A 16,864-nucleotide genomic window follows, 5' to 3' on the forward strand; every position below is an offset into this window, starting at 1 on the left:
GGCCCCGGCGGATCAAGGGGTTAGCCTTTGTCCTGCGGCTCTTTGGCAAGCGGGTGATGCTCCAACACCAACTCCGCAAGGCGTTCGTCCAATACATGCGTGTAGATTTCCGTGGTCGCGACATCGGCGTGACCCAGTAACGTCTGGATCGATCGCAGATCGGCCCCGTTTGCCAAAAGATGTGTGGCAAACGCATGACGCAGAGTGTGCGGAGTGACTTTTTCTGGCGACACGCCGCCCTGAACCGCAAGCTCTTTGATCAGGTGAAAGAACATGTGCCTCGTCAGATGACCCGATTTGCCGCGCGAGGGAAACAGGAACCGCGACCTTTGCCCGCCATCGGCCACCAATTGGTCTTCGGCCTCGTCCCGCGTTTTAAGCCATAGCGCCAGCGCCTCGCGGGCTGGGGGCGACAGCGGCACCAGCCTCTCTTTCCCGCCTTTACCCAGAACCAACAACATTCGTGGGTCACCTCGTGCGGAAGACACCGGCAGCGAGACTAACTCGGTCACGCGCATGCCGGTTGCATAAAGAACTTCCATCAAACAAGTGTTGCGGATGCGGTCGGTTTCGGTGCGACCAGTTTCACGCGCGGCTTGCAGCAAACGGTCAACTTCCGGCACGTCCAGAGTTTTCGGCAGGCGTTTTTGGCGACCCGGTCCTTTTATCTGGATGGCGGGGTTGGTCTCACGCCAGCTTTCCTCGAATGCAAAACGGTAAAGCTGCTTGATCGCGGACAGCCGTCTTGCGCGGGTGGATTGGGACAATCCCTGCGCGTCACAATCGATCAGATAACGTTCGATTCTGTCGCGGTCCGCCTGATCAAAGGTGGTTTTTCGACGCTCGAGCCACGCGGCGAAGTCTTTCAGGTCGCGCCCATATGCCAGCAATGTATTGGGTGACGCCCCAAGCTCGGCCGCTTGCGCCTGAAGAAAGGTTGAAATCCAAAGGTCGTGCGAGGCCGGGGCTACCATGGTCATGTGCCCTGTAGGATCAAAAGGTTCAGCGCAGCGCGACGGGCCGTGTCTTCAAGACCAACCCTCCGCAGGGTTGCGATGGCGGCTGAAAGGTCCACGAGGTTGCCGCGTGACCCATGTGCGAACAACTCCATCGTCTCAAGGACGGCCTCACCCAGTTGTCCGTCGCTTAGCAAACGGTCGATATCGGCGGGAACGGGTGCGGCCCAGGCAAAACCCTGCGCGACAGCATCTGCCAAAGGCGATGGAGAGCGCGCGCGCCCGGGATCACCCTGAGCCAAAGCGGCGAGGAATTGGTTCTCTTCCCCTTGGTCAGGAACAGTCAGGGCAGCGGTTTCGTAAAGATCGGACAGCAACAGAATACGCCAGCGCAATTCCTCGGCGGCTGGGTCGGTCAATGTGACTTTTGACAGCCGGTTCGCAAAAAGTTCGGCGAATGGAACTTCAAGCCCCACGCTGCGCATCTGCTCCCACACGGTGGGTAGGGACTGCGCGATCGCGCCGGTTTTTCCGGAGTCCAACGCACTTTCGAAACGTTGAACGGCGGCGACGCGGTCCCAGACCGCTCCGGATGCAGCCGGAGAGCGTTCGGTATATAGCCCAAGCACCTGGTTGGGCGTCAAAGCACCCACGCGAGTCAGTCGTTCGGCTGCTTCGATCTGGGCTTTCCATCCGGCCACATCTCGCAGATCGGCATTGGCAAAGGCGCGCGGCAGCGAAGTCGAGGGCAAGCGCTCGCCAATTGCTTCATACAGTCGGAATGTAAGCGGGTCGGGGCGCTCGGGTTGCGGTAGGTATTCGGCGTCTTCGAACAGCTCGGGGCTGAGGAACCTGTCCAGCAAGGCAAGGTCCATTTCCGGAAGAATCTGCAACGCATGAGCTGCCTCGAGCGTCAGCGCGGCTGAGGTCCAATCGCCACGCCGGGCCTTGCAGAATATCTGGGCTTCGTAGTCCTGAGACAGATGCGGTTGTGCGATCAGCGCTGTGCAACTTCTATCTTCGTCTCCGGTCAGAAGGGTCGCATCAAACCAGCGTTGGAACCGGTCGCGGCTGTCCGTCGGACCGGCAAGTTGCACCAGAGACTGCGCGGGATCAGCTGCGCCAAGCTGCATCAACCGGTCCAGCCGCGCCAGCAGCAAGGTCTCCTCGGCATCGGGTCCGGATGGCGCACGAGCTTCGGTAAGCAACAGAGTGAAAAGCAGGCGTTGCATGGCCGGGTTGTATTTGACCGGCACGTGACCGATCAGTTCCGCCAACCGTGCGGGATCGCTGTTTTGCCACACATCCACCGGAAGGCCTGTCACCGACGACGACACCAATCCCAAGGGCTGGGACAACGCTTCAAGCGGCGTGACTTCCACACCCGGTTGCAACCCGGAATCCGATACAGGCGGTTCCAGCAGAACAGTGCCGGGCAGGTTGTCCGGTGGCTGGCTCAACCAGTCGATCACAGATAAAGGTTCCTGCTGCGCCTGTGCCGCACTGGCCAGCAGCATCGCAGCCGCTGCGGCCTTAATCCACATTCAGAATGACCGGCTCGCGCACTTCTTCCTGCGGGGCCGAAAAATCAACGCCAAAGAAAGGACCTAGATACGCGTAGCCCACCAACCCGATAAAACACAGGCAGATCAGATATATCAGGAATTTTATCAGACGGCCCATCGCTCAACATCGCCTCATTTTTCTGTTTTGTCCCAGTTATAGCTGGCATTTTTCTTAAGATCACGTCATTCACGTTGAAATGAGCGAAATTAAGCATAATACCGATGCGAAAGTCCGTGCTCCGGGCCTTCTATTGCACAAAACGGTTGTTCTGGTGGGCATGATGGGGGCGGGGAAGACCGCGGTCGGCCGCGCTTTGGCGGCGCGATTGGCGGTTCCGTTCCTCGACAGTGATGCCGAAATCGAATCGGCGGCCAACATGACCATCCCCGAGATTTTCGAACGCGACGGCGAGCCGTTCTTTCGTGACAAGGAAAGTCAGGTGATCGGGCGGCTTCTGGACGAGGAAAAAGGCATCCTTTCAACGGGCGGGGGGGCGTTCTTGGCCGGGCATAACCGCCAGATGATCACAGAGAGGGGCGTATCGGTCTGGCTCAGGGCCGATCTGAACGTGCTCTGGAACAGGGTCAAGCACAAGGACACGCGCCCTTTGCTGCGCACCGCAGACCCTTATGCGACATTGCGTGCCCTCTATGAGGATCGCGTGCCGGTTTATGCGCAAGCGGATCTGACGGTTACGTCGGACGGGGAAATCTCGATAGATAATATGGTGGACCGGGTTGTGGACGCATTGCTGACTCGACCCGATGTTTTGGAACGGACTTAAATGCACCAAACCGTACATGTTGAACTGGGCGAGCGCTCGTATGACGTCGAAATAGGACCGGATCTGCTGGCGCAATCCGGGACACGGATCGCTCCGCTGCTGCACAGACCCAAGGTCGCCGTTTTGACCGATGAAAATGTGGCTGCCTTGCATCTGGATGCCCTGCGCGATGGGTTGGCCTCGGCGGGGATCGAGATGTCGGCATTGGCCTTGCCTGCGGGTGAGGCAACCAAAAGCTGGCCTCACTTTGAACGCGCGGTCGAGTGGCTGCTGGCCGAGAAGGTCGAGCGCCGGGATGTTGTCATCGCGTTTGGCGGCGGCGTGATCGGCGACCTTGCAGGCTTTGCCGCAGCCGTTTTGCGGCGCGGTGTCCGGTTTGTGCAAATCCCGACCTCGCTGCTGGCGCAGGTGGACAGTTCGGTCGGCGGCAAGACTGGCATCAACGCGCCACAGGGTAAGAACCTGATCGGGGCGTTCCATCAGCCTTCGCTGGTGTTGGCCGACACCTTGGTTTTGAGCACAATGATGGATCGGGATTTCTTGTCCGGATATGGTGAGGTGGTCAAATACGGGCTGCTGGGTGACGCCGATTTCTTCGAGTGGCTTGAAGAAAGCGGGACCAAGGTCTCGGGTGGTGATATGGCAGCACGTGTGCGTGCAGTGACCCGTTCAGTGCAAATGAAAGCTGATATCGTGGAAAGGGACGAGACCGAGCAGGGCGATCGCGCCTTGCTCAATCTGGGTCACACTTTCTGTCATGCGCTTGAGGCTGCGACTGGGTATTCGGACCGCCTGTTGCATGGAGAAGGCGTGGCCATCGGCTGCGCGCTGGCCTTTGAGCTGTCCTCTCGTCTGGGCCTCTGTTCGCAAGAAGACCCAAGCCGCGTGCGGGCGCATTTGCGCGCGATGGGGATGAAGACCGACTTGGCCGACATTCCCGGAGAGCTTCCGGGGGCCGAGGCATTGGTCAATCTGATGGCGCAGGACAAGAAGGTCATAGACGGCCAGTTGCGATTCATTCTGGCGCGCGGGATTGGTCAGGCTTTCGTTACGTCGGATGTGCCGCGCGACGCCGTGTTGTCGGTGCTTCAGGACGCGCTGGCAACAGCCTGATCAGCGGCTGCGGATCACCATCAACTCGCCGATATTTTCCCGCGTGATATATCCGACCATTGCTCCCGTCTGTGTACAGACCGCAATGGCCGGAGCACCTTTGTGCAGCCCATCCAACACTGCCTCAAGCCCGTCGGTCAGGCGGACTGTTGGAACGTCCGTCTCCATGATTGACGTTGCTGGGTTGGACCGGGGCGTTTCATCAGCAAGCGCGGCAAACAATCGGTTGCGCGTGACAAAGCCGAGTAATTCGCCGACGTCAGACAGTACCGGAAACTCGTGTTGCGTCGTGTGGATGACAGCTTGGGCGGCGGTCGCTAGCGTGTCGTTTGGTGATAGCGCGTGGAACTCGGTAATCATGGCGTCGCGCGCCTGTACCTGCCGCGCGACTGCGCGCATGGTCACATCCTGACTTTCTGCATTGGCGGCAACGAAGACGAACACTGCGATCAAGACCAGTAGCGGATTTCCTGTGCTGAGACCCAGAAAGCCAAACCCCACCGCAACCGCCTGACCAGCTAACGCAGCGACCCTTGTGGCTTTGACCCGGTCCATTTTTAGACACAACAAAGCGCGGAACACGCGCCCGCCATCCATTGGAAAGGCGGGGATCATGTTGAACACAGCCAGCAGCAGGTTCACATAGGCCAGACGGTTCATCAGACCCGGCGTCGTGCTGTCAATCTGCGCCATCGTTTCAATCGGCATGTTGGCACCAAGCAAGACCAAAACGATCCAGATCACGATATTCACCGCGGGGCCTGCCAAAGCTACCCAGACCTCTTGCAACGGGTTTTCCGGCATCCTCTCGAGACGCGCCAAACCGCCGATTGGCAACAGAGTGATGTCCGGAGTCTTGATCCCGTACCGCCTTGCCATCAGGGCGTGGCCAAATTCATGAGCGACCACACAGGCAAACAACGCCAACACGAAAATCAGGTTTTCAACGGCCGCCTCGAGGCCTCCGTTGGAGTAGGCGGCGAAACCGACCCAGGCGAGCAGTAGGAAAAAGGTGACATGGACCCTCAATTCCGACCCCAATATCCGGCCGAGTGAGAAGGACCATGTCATGATATGTCTCCGTTTTACTTAGAACGGAATCTCGTCGTCGTCGATTCCGCTGGAGGCCGGGGCAGGAGCGCTGGATGGTGCGCCGTACGGATCACCATAGCCGCCGCCAGCCTGACCGCCGCCGTATCCACCTGACTGGCCACCACCATAGCCGCCGCCACCGCCACCTTCGCCTCGGGCATCAAGCAGGGTCAGTTCGCCCCGGTAAGGACGCAAGACAACTTCGGTCGAGTAGCGATCCTGACCCGATTGGTCCTGCCACTTCCGGGTTTCCAGTTGGCCTTCGATATACACTTTGCTGCCTTTACGCAGATATTGCTCGGCAATCCGTGCCAGAGGCTCCGAGAAAATGGCGACCGAGTGCCACTCGGTACGCTCGCGGCGTTCGCCGGTGTTGCGGTCTTTCCAGTTCTCGGAGGTGGCGATACGCAGGTTACACACTTTGCCACCATTCTGGAATGAGCGCACTTCAGGATCGCGACCGAGATTTCCTACCAGAATGACCTTGTTGACTGAGCCTGCCATATACGTCCCCGTTCTTTATCTAACAGTATGCGTCCGAATCTGACGCCAATTCTCACTGCGACCCTATACGGCCTGCGTCATGGTTAAAACACAGTTGATGGGTATTGAGATAAGCAGGAATTTACCAAGGCTGGATTAACCATGCTTTCATTATTGGCTGAAATACCTATACTCAATTGGGTTCGTGAAAATGCAGGACTGGCGTTAATGCGGTTTTTGGTGAGTGGTTTTTCAGTTCTTTTTCTGGCGCTGGTTTCCGTTTCAGCATTGGCTGACACGTTGTCAACCAAGAGTCGGAAAGACATTTTTCTGAAACAATCCAAGGTTTTGGATACACGCGCCGCGACACAGTACCGAGATTCAGAGCGTCTAAAGCCCAAAAGGCCCAAAGGCCAGTTCAATCAGCGTTATACCGGAAAATACAAAGGTGAATTTGTGTCACTCGCACGGCAAGCTGCGCGAAAGCATAACGTTCCGGAGGATCTGTTCCTACGGCTTGTTCAGCAGGAAAGCGGGTGGAACCCCCAAGCAGTGTCGCACAAAGGCGCGCTGGGGTTGGCCCAACTTATGCCCGGAACAGCACGGTTGTTGGGCGTAAATCCTCACGACCCGAAACAGAATTTGGAAGGCGGTGCGCGCTATCTGTCTTGGCAATACCGCAAGTTTAAATCCTGGCGCCTTGCGTTGGCGGCATATAATGCCGGACCAAAAGCCGTTGAAAAACATGGTGGCGTGCCGCCTTACAAAGAGACGCAGAACTACGTTCGTGTAATCTGGGGAAGTTAACCTTACTTCTCTATCCTAGCCTAGACCGGCATTGCTGCCGGTCCAATTGGGTTTATGATTTACTCCGCCGCAACTTTGATGACGGGTTCCATCCGCGCCAGAATATCTTCCGCCAGGTGACATTTGACCTGATGGCCTTCGGCCAGAGTTTTCACAGGCGGTACTTTTTCTTCGCACAAGCCGCCGGGTACTTCGGATTTCCAACGACACCGCGTTTGGAATGGGCAACCGGGCGGTGGGTTCATGGCTGACGGGATGTCGCCCTCCAACACGATATGCTGCTTTTCGACCGAGGTGTCCGCAATCGGAACCGCGCTCAGCAGCGCCTCGGTATAGGGATGGTAGGGAGGAGCAAAAACCTGATCTGTTGTGCCCAACTCGACCACATGGCCCAGATACATCACCATCACCCGGTCGCTGAGATAGCGTACAATCGACAGGTCATGGCTGATGAACAGCAGGGTGGTTTTGTGTTCGCGCTGAATCTCCATCAACAGGTCTGTCACTGCTGCCTGCACCGAGACATCCAGCGCCGAGACCGGCTCATCTGCCACAACAATCCGCGCATCTCCGGCAAAGGCCCGGGCAATGCCCACGCGCTGTTTTTGTCCTCCCGACAACTGGCGCGGCATCCGATCTGCAAAGGCGCGTGGCAGTTTCACAAGATCCAGAAGCTCGAGCATCCGCTTCTTGCGTTCAGCCTCCGAGTTGCCAACACCGAAAATCTCAAGCGCCCGAATGATCTGGCGACCTACAGTCATTGAGGGATTCAGCGTGTCGAACGGGTTCTGGAAGACCATTTGAACCTCGCCAACGGTCTTGGCATCGCGTTCCTCGATGGGCACGGCCTCGATATTGCGGTTGTCCAGAAGGATCTGCCCATCTGTCGCGGTTTCCAACCCCATCAGAACCTTGGCAAAGGTGGACTTACCGCAACCGGATTCTCCAACAATGGCAAGTGTCTCGGATTCATGTGCTTCGAAGCTGAGCGTTTCATTGGCTTTAACCACCTTTGTGGCACCACCACCAAACAGCGCATTCGCCGCAACTTCATAGTATTTCTTGAGGTTGTCCATCTTCAGAACGGTCCGACCGATTTCAGCCTTTTCCTTCTGCTCAGACACGCTGATCGGCGCGTTCCAGTCGATTTCCTTGAACTTTAGGCAACGCGTGTGATGGCGATCATTGCCGGGTACGGCCTCCATTAGAATGTCTTGTGCGTCGCAACGACCTTCTTCGAAATAATCGCAACGTGGTCCAAAGTTACATCCGGGAGGACGTTCATGCGGCAACGGGAAGTTCCCGGGGATCGCCACCAAAGGCCGCGCGTTCTTGTCTGCACCTGGCAGGGGGATCGACCGGAACAGTGCCTGTGTATACGGGTGCTGCATCTCGTCGAACACGTCATGGATTGAGCCGCGTTCAACCGCCTCGCCGGAATACATCACGCACAGACGGTCACAGGTCTCAAGCACCAGCCCCAGATTGTGCGAGATAAATAGCATCGAAGTGCCATATTTCTTGCCCAGATCCTTGACCAATTCGACTACGGCGGCCTCGACGGTCACGTCCAGTGCTGTTGTTGGTTCGTCCAGTATCAACAAAGCCGGTTTAGACATCAGCGCCATCGCAATAACGATCCGCTGCTGCTGACCGCCTGACAGTTGATGCGGGAACGAGTTCAACATCCGTTCAGGGTCGGGAAGGCGGACATCTGTTACTACTTCAAGCGCGCGGGCATAGGCCTCATCCGTGCTCACGCCTTCGTGGATCATCGGCACTTCCATCAACTGCTTGCCGATCTTCATGGCCGGGTTCAGCGACGCCATTGGTTCCTGATAAATCATCGCGATCTCATTGCCGCGAATGTCGCGTAACTCGTCCGAGCTCATCTCGGCTAAATCACGTCCCTTGAACTTGATCGTTCCACCCACGATCCGCCCGTTCTTGCCAAGGTCCTGCATAACGCCCAGAGCCACAGTAGATTTGCCGCAGCCGGATTCGCCGACCAGACCAACCGCTTCGCCGGGCTGCACACTGACCGAGAAGTCCATGACAGCGGGGATTTCCCTCAGACGGGTGAAAAACGAAATCGACAACTTATCGATCTCAAGAATTGGCCCATCATAATCCGCCAGTTTGTTCATCTTGTTTTCTCCTCGCGAGAGTCAGGGGATCCCCTTCATCTGGCTGAAAATATCTCGGGGGATCCGGGGGGCTGGCCCCCCGGCCGCTTTCACATCAATCCTTCAGACTTTCTTCGCGCAGACCGTCTGCCAGCAGGTTCAAACCGAGAACCAATGACAACAGCGCCAACGCCGGAGGAAGGGCAGGGTGCAGATAGACCGACAACAGCTTGCGCCCTTCATTGATGGTCGACCCCCAATCCGGACTTTCTGGCGGCAGACCCAGGCCAAAGAAGCCCAAGGTACCCAAAAGGATCGTGGTATATCCTATCCGCAGACAGAAATCGACGATCAGAGGGCCGCGCGCGTTGGGCAGGATTTCCCACAGCATGATGTACCATGGTCCTTCACCCCGCGTCTGAGCCGCGGCCACATAGTCGCGTGTTTTGATGTCCATCGCCAAACCACGCACGATGCGGAACACCGTAGGTGAGTTCACGAAGACCACCGAAACGAAGACCACAAGGATGCCAGCTGGAACGTCGAAAAGGTCCAGAAAGGTTGGCAGACCCCAAATGCCGTAGGCGTCGGTGTTAACCACATACCCACCTGTCGAGATCAGCGATAGGTACAGCCAGAGCGCGACACCCAGAACACCAATCAAAAGAGGCGTTCGGAACGTCGGCCGTGTGTAATAGCGCGAGTTCAACAGCACCCCAAGAAAGATGATCGGAAAGATGAAAAGAACAGCGGCCATGTAGTTTGGAACACCGGTTGCCACGATCTCGGGCGTCACCAGTAAGTAGAACAGCAAAATGACCGGGAAGGCGAGGATCAGGTTCGCAAGGAAAGACAGCAACGTGTCCAGCCGCCCACCGTAGTAACCTGCAGGCAAACCCAGCGTGATCCCGACCATGAAAGCAAACATCGTCGCCAGAGGCGCGATCTGCACCACAATCCACGCGCCCTTTACCATTCGGCTAAAGACGTCGCGGGCCAGGTTATCGCCCCCCAGAAGGTACCACGCATATTCTCCGTCCTCCACGCTGGGCAAAGGCGTTCCGGGCACTTTGTTCTTCATCCCAGAGACTTGTGACAGCGAGTCATGCGTCACGATCAGGTCAAGCGCGCCGAAAATCCCGGTGAAAACCCAGAACATCACAAGGCCAAAGCCGATCATGCCAATCGGACTGTCAAACAGCTTGCCATAGAGTCCCAATTTGCGTTTGAACGCGATGGACATTGCGTACAGCAAGATCAACGAAAACCAGACGGGCAGGAATTGCTGCATCATTGCGCCGATGATACCTGCGCCGGTTCCCATCAAAATGCCCAAGACGATATAGGCAACAGCAAGCCCGACACTTGCTAGAAAGCTGTATCGCATCAGGGCTTGGATTAGATTTCGTATGCCAGATCCCGATGTCAGCGTCCCGTCGGGGTTCACCGTCATCTGAGGTTCGGGCAGAACGATACTGGCCAATATCCAAGCCAGGATCGATGCGGCCATAAGAACGAGTGCAATCGCCAAAAGCGGGTTCAGGAAGGCAATAGAGCCGGTCCAGGTTAATGGTTCCATGATCTCTGCCTCCTCACGAAATACGAATACGCGGGTTCAGGTAGACATAGCCGATATCCGATATCAGCTGGGTCACCAGCACCACAAAGACTGACACGACCGAGATCGCCAGCAGCAATTGGATGTCGTTGTTGCCTGCTGCCTGAACCAATGCCCAGCCAAAGCCCTTGTAGTTGAACAAGGTCTCGACGATCACCACACCGTTCAGCAGCCATGGGAACTGCAGCATTATGACGGTGAAGGGGGCGATCAGCGCATTGCGCAACGCATGTTTCATCACGATGTTCGGGAACGAGACACCCTTCAGGCGCGCGGTTCGGATGTACTGCGCCGTCATCACCTCGGTCATCGAGGCGCGGGTCATCCGGGCGATATAGCCCATCCCATAAAGCGCGATTGTCAGCACGGGTAAGAAGAAATTCTCAAACGTCGGATTCTCCATCGCCTGTGTGGCCGTGCCCTTGAACCATTTTAGCCCCACGGCAGAGGACGTGAAGATCGCGATGAAGATCACGCCTGATACGTATTCCGGCGTTGCCGTTGTTGTGATGGCAAAGGTCGAAAGCGTCCGGTCGGTGGCCGAGCCTTCCTTCATACCCGCCAAAATACCCAAGATCAGAGCTGACGGCACCATTAGCAGCATCACCCAGAACATCAGCCGTCCGGTCAGGGCAAGACGTGTCCCGACAACGGTCGAGACCTCTTCTTTGAACACGGTCGAATAGCCCCAGTACCCCTGCAGAATACCACAGAAATTCGGAGACTCTTCGGCAGTCTTGCCGGGCAGGATACATCTGCCCTGAACTGTGCCGTCCTCATTCGTGTGCCGATAAGATGGCAGGATTCCCAACCATTCACCGTATTTCACGGGGGTTGACTGCAGATATCCACCTTTTTCCAGAAAGCTCTCGACCTGCTCGTCGGACATACGGAAGTTGCCCTGCGTCTTCGCAAGTTTTTCGAGGTTCGGATAAAGGTTCGTCAGGTAGAAGACCAGAAAGGTAAGGCACAGCGCTGTCAAAAGCATGATGCCGACGCGCCTTAAGATGAATAATCCCATGTTAGCCCCTGTTGGTAGGCTCGCGCATCGGTCGCAGGACCGTGCGCATCGCTGTTGTTTTGGTCGCCGTCGTCAGGATGAAAAGGCCGCGCCAGTCAGGCGCTCCCTTGTGTTGTTCGGCTTAGGAAACGAGGCCGAATTTATAAAGCTGCGGAAGGTCAGCGATGTGCTTTTCGACACCGACCATGTTGTCGCGATGGTGACGCATCGCTGTGCGCCAGTAAGGCTGGATGGTCACGCCTTCTTCGATCATGATCGCCTGCAGCTTGGCCATCACTTCGCGGCGTTTGTCCACATCTGCGATCGAGTTCGCCTCGGCCAGCAATTTGTCGAACTCTTCGTTGGCGAAACCGGATTCGTTCCACGCAACACCCGACTTGTAGGCCAATGCCAGAACCTGCGTGCCCAGAGGACGGTGGTTCCAGTTGGTCGAGGAGAATGCGTATTTCGTCCAGTCGTTCCAGAAGGTCGAGCCCGGAAGGATCGTGTGTTTGGCCTTGATCCCGGCATCATTAAGTTGTGCAACAACAGCCGCAGTGGTGTTCCGACGCCAGTCATCGTCGATGGACTGAACTTCGTGCTCGAAATCAGCCATACCCGCTTCTTCCATCAGGGCTTTTGCACCTGCCGGATCATACGGGATACGGGTCACGGCCGAGTCGTACTCGGGGTGCATCGGACCCACGTGACAGTTTTCGGCAGGAATACCATAGCCAGACATGCCCAGCTCTAGGCAGACCTCATTGTCGACGGCCATTGCCAGCGCCTGACGAACCCGCTTGTCGCCGTAGATCTTGTTGCCGCTATCGTCCTCGGCCAGCTGGTTCGGGCGGATGACGATGGTAAAGCCAGACGGGATTTCCGAGCGCACCAGACCGATACCATCAAAGATGTCGACGAATTCGCCCACCGACTCCCAATTCATGTCGATTTCTTCGGCTTCGTATGCGGCTAGGAACGCGGCAGGGTCGGTGCCGTAGTCGATGAACTCGATCCGGTCGATATAACCGCCTTTGCCGGCCTCATATCCCCACCAGTCAAAGCCTTCGTTACGCACCAGCACGCCCTTAACGCCAACTTCGTGGCTTTCCGGGATCATAAATCCAGTACCGATCGGGTTGGCCAGCATGTTGTTTGCGTCAAAGCTGCTGTGAACAATGGCACCCGGATAGTCTGCCATGCCTGGGATGATGGTAATATCCGGGGTGTTGCATTTCAGTTTTACAGTGTGCGAGTCGACCACGGTGATGGCACCGTCCGCCGCCTTTTGGGTGGCTTCATCGACCAAAGACGCCATGCGTGACGCCATGGAATTGCCCTCTAGGGTCGCATCGCACCAGCCGGTGATATTGCGCGCGACGTCTTCGGCGGTGAATTCGTCACCGTTGTTCCACTTGACGCCTTTACGCACGTTCAGCGTGTATTCGGTCGCGTCATCATTGGCTTCCCAGCTTTCCAGCAACATGGGCTTGAATGAGCCGTCATTGTTGTATTCGACCAGATATTCGAGCCAACCTGCGGTGAAGGTGGCAATCTGTGTCCAGTCGTAGGTGCGCGGATCTTTCAGCGCACGCACTTCCATCTGGTAGCGGATCGTGCCGCCGCGCTGTGGTTCTTGCGCAGCTGCGGGTGAGCTTAGGCCGATCATTCCATAGGCGGCAGGAACAGCGACACCCAATGCCGTGGCGCGGGCCATGAACTCACGCCGGCTGAGCTTGCCGTCACGAAATTCCTGTGCATGCATTTCCGCCGCCCAGTGCATCGGTGCTCCGGTCAAGGTTTGCTTTGTCATTAATGTCTCTCCCTGTGACATAGATTTTTATGATTGAATGTAGAACCGCTCAGGCCCGGCAGGCGCGGGTTGCAGGCTCTCGGGTTTCCGTTTTTGTGATACTGAACATCCCCATGCGTTCATTCGGCACCAGAAATCGGGTCAGGTCAACGTTCGAAATCGTCATTCAGGGTACAAAAACGACATTCGCCGGGGTCGGTTGCCGCTAACATCGATCGAGTCTGGACCTGCGTTACATTGGCTGATCGGTCTGAAGGCAGGGGATTCGACATATTTGCGCGGGGCACAAAATACGCCTGAGTGGTCAATCAACAAAAAGTGGTATCACTTTGAGAAATCAACGCGATTCCAGTCTTTCATGCGCGCACGGAACCATGTCCGCTGACGTTTGGCAAATTGACGGGTCGAGATTGTGGCGCGTTCACGGGCGGCCTCGAGTGTCATGTTGCCGTCAAGGTAGGCCATAAGCTCGGGAACTCCGATGGCCTTGAAAGCAGAAAGCGACGCGTCGTAGTGCGCACGCATGGCTTTGACCTCTTGCAATGCGCCGGTGTCCAGCATCAAGTCAAACCGCAGGTTGATCCGGTTCAGCAACCACTGTTTGTCCACGTCGAAAACGATGGGCACTGTATCCGCGATGTTCAAAACCGGAGGCGGCGTGTCGTTCTGCCAGTCGCGTAGGCCGCGACCGGTTGCGCGCAGAACCTCCCATGCGCGCTGAACTCGTGCGCGGTTCTGCGTGTCGATCCCCGCCAGAGTTTCGCGGTCAACGCCACGGATCAGGTCGGGCAGGGTAAGCTGATCCGCCTCGGTCCTTATGTCGGATGGGGTTGCCGGTATGTCAGCCATACCTTCCGTCAAAGCAGAGAAATAGAGTCCGGTTCCACCCACTATGATGGGGCGTTGAGGCCCGCTCAAAAATGGTTTGACCTCGCGCAGCCAATGGCCGGTGGAATAGTCCTGATCATAGGCGATATGCCCATACAACCGATGGGGTGCGCGCGCTTCGTCGTCGGCGGATGGCCGGGCTGAAATTACCTGCCAGCACGCATAGACCTGACTGGCATCGGCATTCACGATGACACCGCCGAAGGTTTCAGCGATCCGCAACGCCAGTTCGGATTTGCCCGAGGCTGTGGGCCCGGCAATTAGCACAGGTTTATCGGCGGGAATGGGGGGCAGGCGGTCCCAAATCTGCGATGTGTTCGTGTTGGCCATCCAAGAGTGCCTTGTTCCTCATGATCCGCATTGAACCCGCAGAGGTTTTGCTTCATTTTGCGGCGAAATAAAACCCGTGCCAGCCCGGAGCGCAATATGAGCCTTTCCCCCGAAACCGACACCCCGAAAACCAAATACAGTCGCGTGATGCTGAAAATTTCAGGCGAGGCGCTTATGGGCGATCAGGGCTTTGGCCTGCACCCACCGACGGTTCAGCGCATCGCGCAAGAGGTGAAATCCGTGCACGATCTGGGGGTCGAAATCTGCATGGTCATCGGCGGAGGTAACATTTTCCGCGGTCTGAGCGGCTCGGCGCAGGGGATGGAACGGACGACCGCTGACTATATGGGGATGCTGGCGACAGTTATGAACGCGCTTGGGATGCAGTCAGCACTTGAGGAAGTTGGGGTTTTCACGCGTGTGATTTCGGCCATTCGCATGGATGAGGTTTGTGAGCCCTATATTCGCCGCCGCGCTGTACGCCACCTTGAAAAAAAGCGTGTGTGCATCTTTGCAGCCGGAACGGGTAACCCTTATTTCACGACAGATACCGCCGCCACGCTACGCGCGAATGAAATGGCCTGTGAGGCGATATTCATGGGCAAGAACGGTGTGGATGGGGTGTATGACAAGGACCCCAAGGAACACGCGGATGCAGTGCGCTATGACACGGTCAGTTATGATGATGTTCTGGCAAAGCGTCTGCGGGTCATGGATGCCTCGGCTATTGCGCTGGCGCGTGACAATAATCTGCCGCTGATCGTGTTCGGCCTGGATGAACCGGGCGGGTTCCGCGGTATTCTTGCAGGTGAAGGAACCTATACCAAAGTTCAGGGATAAGTCTCGCCCTCAAAGACCGGGTATTCTGTGTTCAAGTGCTTGACGCGGATGCGAAGGCTGGGCAATTTGACCCGGTCTTTGCGACCGCAGGGGCTGCCATCGCATACGCGAAGGCTTGGCTGGAAGACCCGCCATGATTTCCGAGGGACCCGGAATCATGCACCGGTGTCCTCATGGATTGACGTGCATGATCTAAGGAGCCCCGTGCCATGAGCACCCTCGATATCGATTTCGTTCGGTCGCAGTTTCCGGCCTTTGCCGAACCCAGCCTTCAAGGGCAGGCGTTTTTTGAGAATGCAGGCGGATCCTATACCTGCAAACCGGTTTTGGATCGCCTGTTTCGGTTTTACACCCAGCGCAAAGTGCAACCCTACGGTCCTTACGAAGCAAGTCGGCTGGCGGGCGAGGAAATGGACGAAGCCCGCGTCCGCATGGCAGCAATTCTGGGGGTCGATACTGACGAGCTGAGCTTTGGTCCCTCCACGACTCAAAACACCTATGTATTGGCGCAGGCGTTCCGGCGCTGGATGCAACCCGGAGAGGCGATCATTGTGACCAATCAGGATCACGAGGCCAACTCAGGTCCCTGGCGCCGCCTTGCTGAGGAGGGTATCGAGGTCCGGGAATGGCAGATCGACCCCGAGACCGGATCGCTGAACCCGCATGATCTGGAAAACCTGTTAGATGAAAAGGTGCGTCTGGTCTGTTTTCCGCATTGTTCGAATGTGATCGGAGAGATCAATCCGGTAACCGAGATCACTGCGATCGCTCATGCCGCTGGCGCATTCGTGTGTGTGGATGGTGTTTCTTACGCGCCGCATGGGTTCCCCAATGTCGGAGATATGGGGCCGGATATCTATCTGTTCTCGGCCTACAAAACCTATGGCCCTCATCAGGGGTGCATGGTCATGCGACGGTCACTGGGTGAGTTGCTGCCGAACCAGGCGCATTATTTCAATGCGGACAGTTTGTACAAAAGGTTTACGCCTGCCGGGCCGGATCACGCTCAGATCGCGGCCTGCGCGGGGATGGCGGATTACGTCGACCTTCTGTGCGATCATCATGGCGGCCCCCAAAGCGGCGCGACCGAGCGGGGTGCGTTTGTGCACAACTTGATGCGAGGGCAAGAGGTTACAATGCTGCAACCTGTTTTGGACGCCGTGAAGGATCGCAATTCGGTCCGGCTGATCGGGACCTCTAACGCGGCCCGTCGTGCGCCAACCGTAGCTTTGGCTTTGGAACAAAATGCCGAAGATGTGGCAAGCAATCTGGTCAAGCACGGGATCATGGCCGGGGGCGGAGATTTCTACGCAGTTCGCCCACTTGAAGCGATGGGTGTCGATCTGACCCGCGGTGTGCTACGTGTCAGTTTCACTCATTACACGTCTGAGAACGAAATCAAGCAGTTATTGGAAAGTCTTGACACCGTTTTGTGATCCGGTTTTCGC

15 protein-coding genes are annotated in these 16,864 nt (G+C 56.8%); 5 read left to right on the plus strand and 10 right to left on the minus strand.

Annotation, left to right across the window (positions count from 1 at the left end; translation table 11 throughout):
* Window positions 1-20: 20 nt before the first annotated feature.
* From ACR0DX_RS04345 to ACR0DX_RS04355, 3 genes are read right to left on the minus strand one after another with little or no spacing between them, the layout of a single operon-like run.
* Window positions 21-974 (minus strand): tyrosine recombinase, encoded by a 954-nt coding sequence (locus tag ACR0DX_RS04345; protein WP_170353152.1) that lies wholly within the window; start codon window positions 972-974, stop codon window positions 21-23.
* A 2-nt stretch (window positions 975-976) separates the two neighbouring features.
* The gene (locus ACR0DX_RS04350) at window positions 977-2,500 is read right to left on the minus strand and encodes a hypothetical protein (protein WP_170352986.1); all 1,524 of its coding nucleotides are present in this window, start codon (window positions 2,498-2,500) and stop codon (window positions 977-979) included.
* Window positions 2,490-2,639 carry a hypothetical protein gene (locus ACR0DX_RS04355; RefSeq protein WP_170352987.1) on the minus strand — a complete coding sequence of 50 codons (150 nt, stop codon included), beginning with the start codon at window positions 2,637-2,639 and terminating at the stop codon, window positions 2,490-2,492. The genes ACR0DX_RS04350 and ACR0DX_RS04355 overlap by 11 nt, the downstream gene beginning before the upstream one ends.
* A gap of 79 nt (window positions 2,640-2,718) precedes the next feature.
* Between ACR0DX_RS04355 and ACR0DX_RS04360 the strand changes: the two genes are divergently transcribed.
* Together ACR0DX_RS04360 and aroB are read left to right on the plus strand one after the other, a co-directional pair.
* On the plus strand, window positions 2,719-3,306 hold the full coding sequence (locus ACR0DX_RS04360; RefSeq protein WP_170352989.1) for a shikimate kinase: 588 nt from the start codon (window positions 2,719-2,721) through the stop codon (window positions 3,304-3,306).
* Window positions 3,307-4,419: a 3-dehydroquinate synthase gene (aroB, locus tag ACR0DX_RS04365; RefSeq protein ID WP_170352991.1), complete on the plus strand. Its 1,113-nt coding sequence runs from the start codon at window positions 3,307-3,309 to the stop codon at window positions 4,417-4,419.
* Here the strand turns inward: aroB and ACR0DX_RS04370 are convergent, their stop codons facing one another.
* Together ACR0DX_RS04370 and ssb are read right to left on the minus strand one after the other, a co-directional pair.
* Complete coding sequence (locus ACR0DX_RS04370; protein ID WP_480845284.1) at window positions 4,420-5,490, minus strand: site-2 protease family protein; 1,071 nt, start codon at window positions 5,488-5,490, stop codon at window positions 4,420-4,422.
* A gap of 18 nt (window positions 5,491-5,508) precedes the next feature.
* Window positions 5,509-6,015, minus strand: a complete 507-nt coding sequence (ssb, locus tag ACR0DX_RS04375) for a single-stranded DNA-binding protein (RefSeq protein ID WP_170352995.1) — start codon at window positions 6,013-6,015, stop codon at window positions 5,509-5,511.
* Between the two features lie 207 nt (window positions 6,016-6,222).
* Between ssb and ACR0DX_RS04380 the strand changes: the two genes are divergently transcribed.
* On the plus strand, window positions 6,223-6,801 hold the full coding sequence (locus ACR0DX_RS04380; RefSeq protein WP_480845344.1) for a lytic transglycosylase domain-containing protein: 579 nt from the start codon (window positions 6,223-6,225) through the stop codon (window positions 6,799-6,801).
* 59 nt (window positions 6,802-6,860) lie between these two features.
* Here the strand turns inward: ACR0DX_RS04380 and ACR0DX_RS04385 are convergent, their stop codons facing one another.
* The 5 genes from ACR0DX_RS04385 to miaA form a co-directional block, all read right to left on the minus strand.
* Window positions 6,861-8,948 (minus strand): ABC transporter ATP-binding protein, encoded by a 2,088-nt coding sequence (locus tag ACR0DX_RS04385; protein WP_170724163.1) that lies wholly within the window; start codon window positions 8,946-8,948, stop codon window positions 6,861-6,863.
* Window positions 8,949-9,042: 94 nt separating this feature from the next.
* On the minus strand, window positions 9,043-10,506 hold the full coding sequence (locus ACR0DX_RS04390) for an ABC transporter permease (RefSeq protein WP_170352999.1): 1,464 nt from the start codon (window positions 10,504-10,506) through the stop codon (window positions 9,043-9,045).
* A 13-nt stretch (window positions 10,507-10,519) separates the two neighbouring features.
* A complete protein-coding gene (locus tag ACR0DX_RS04395; protein WP_170353001.1) occupies window positions 10,520-11,566 on the minus strand; it encodes an ABC transporter permease in 1,047 nt (348 codons plus the stop codon).
* 121 nt (window positions 11,567-11,687) lie between these two features.
* Window positions 11,688-13,358 carry an ABC transporter substrate-binding protein gene (locus ACR0DX_RS04400; protein ID WP_170353003.1) on the minus strand — a complete coding sequence of 557 codons (1,671 nt, stop codon included), beginning with the start codon at window positions 13,356-13,358 and terminating at the stop codon, window positions 11,688-11,690.
* 324 nt (window positions 13,359-13,682) lie between these two features.
* Window positions 13,683-14,576: a tRNA (adenosine(37)-N6)-dimethylallyltransferase MiaA gene (gene miaA, locus ACR0DX_RS04405; RefSeq protein ID WP_170353005.1), complete on the minus strand. Its 894-nt coding sequence runs from the start codon at window positions 14,574-14,576 to the stop codon at window positions 13,683-13,685.
* Between the two features lie 96 nt (window positions 14,577-14,672).
* On the opposite strand from miaA, the gene pyrH reads away from it, so the two are divergent.
* Window positions 14,673-15,416: a UMP kinase gene (gene pyrH / locus ACR0DX_RS04410; protein ID WP_170353007.1), complete on the plus strand. Its 744-nt coding sequence runs from the start codon at window positions 14,673-14,675 to the stop codon at window positions 15,414-15,416.
* 209 nt (window positions 15,417-15,625) lie between these two features.
* Window positions 15,626-16,852: an aminotransferase class V-fold PLP-dependent enzyme gene (locus ACR0DX_RS04415; RefSeq protein WP_170353009.1), complete on the plus strand. Its 1,227-nt coding sequence runs from the start codon at window positions 15,626-15,628 to the stop codon at window positions 16,850-16,852.
* The last annotated feature ends 12 nt before the right edge of the window (window positions 16,853-16,864 follow it).

It is taken from the genome of Ruegeria sp. D3, from assembly GCF_056534465.1.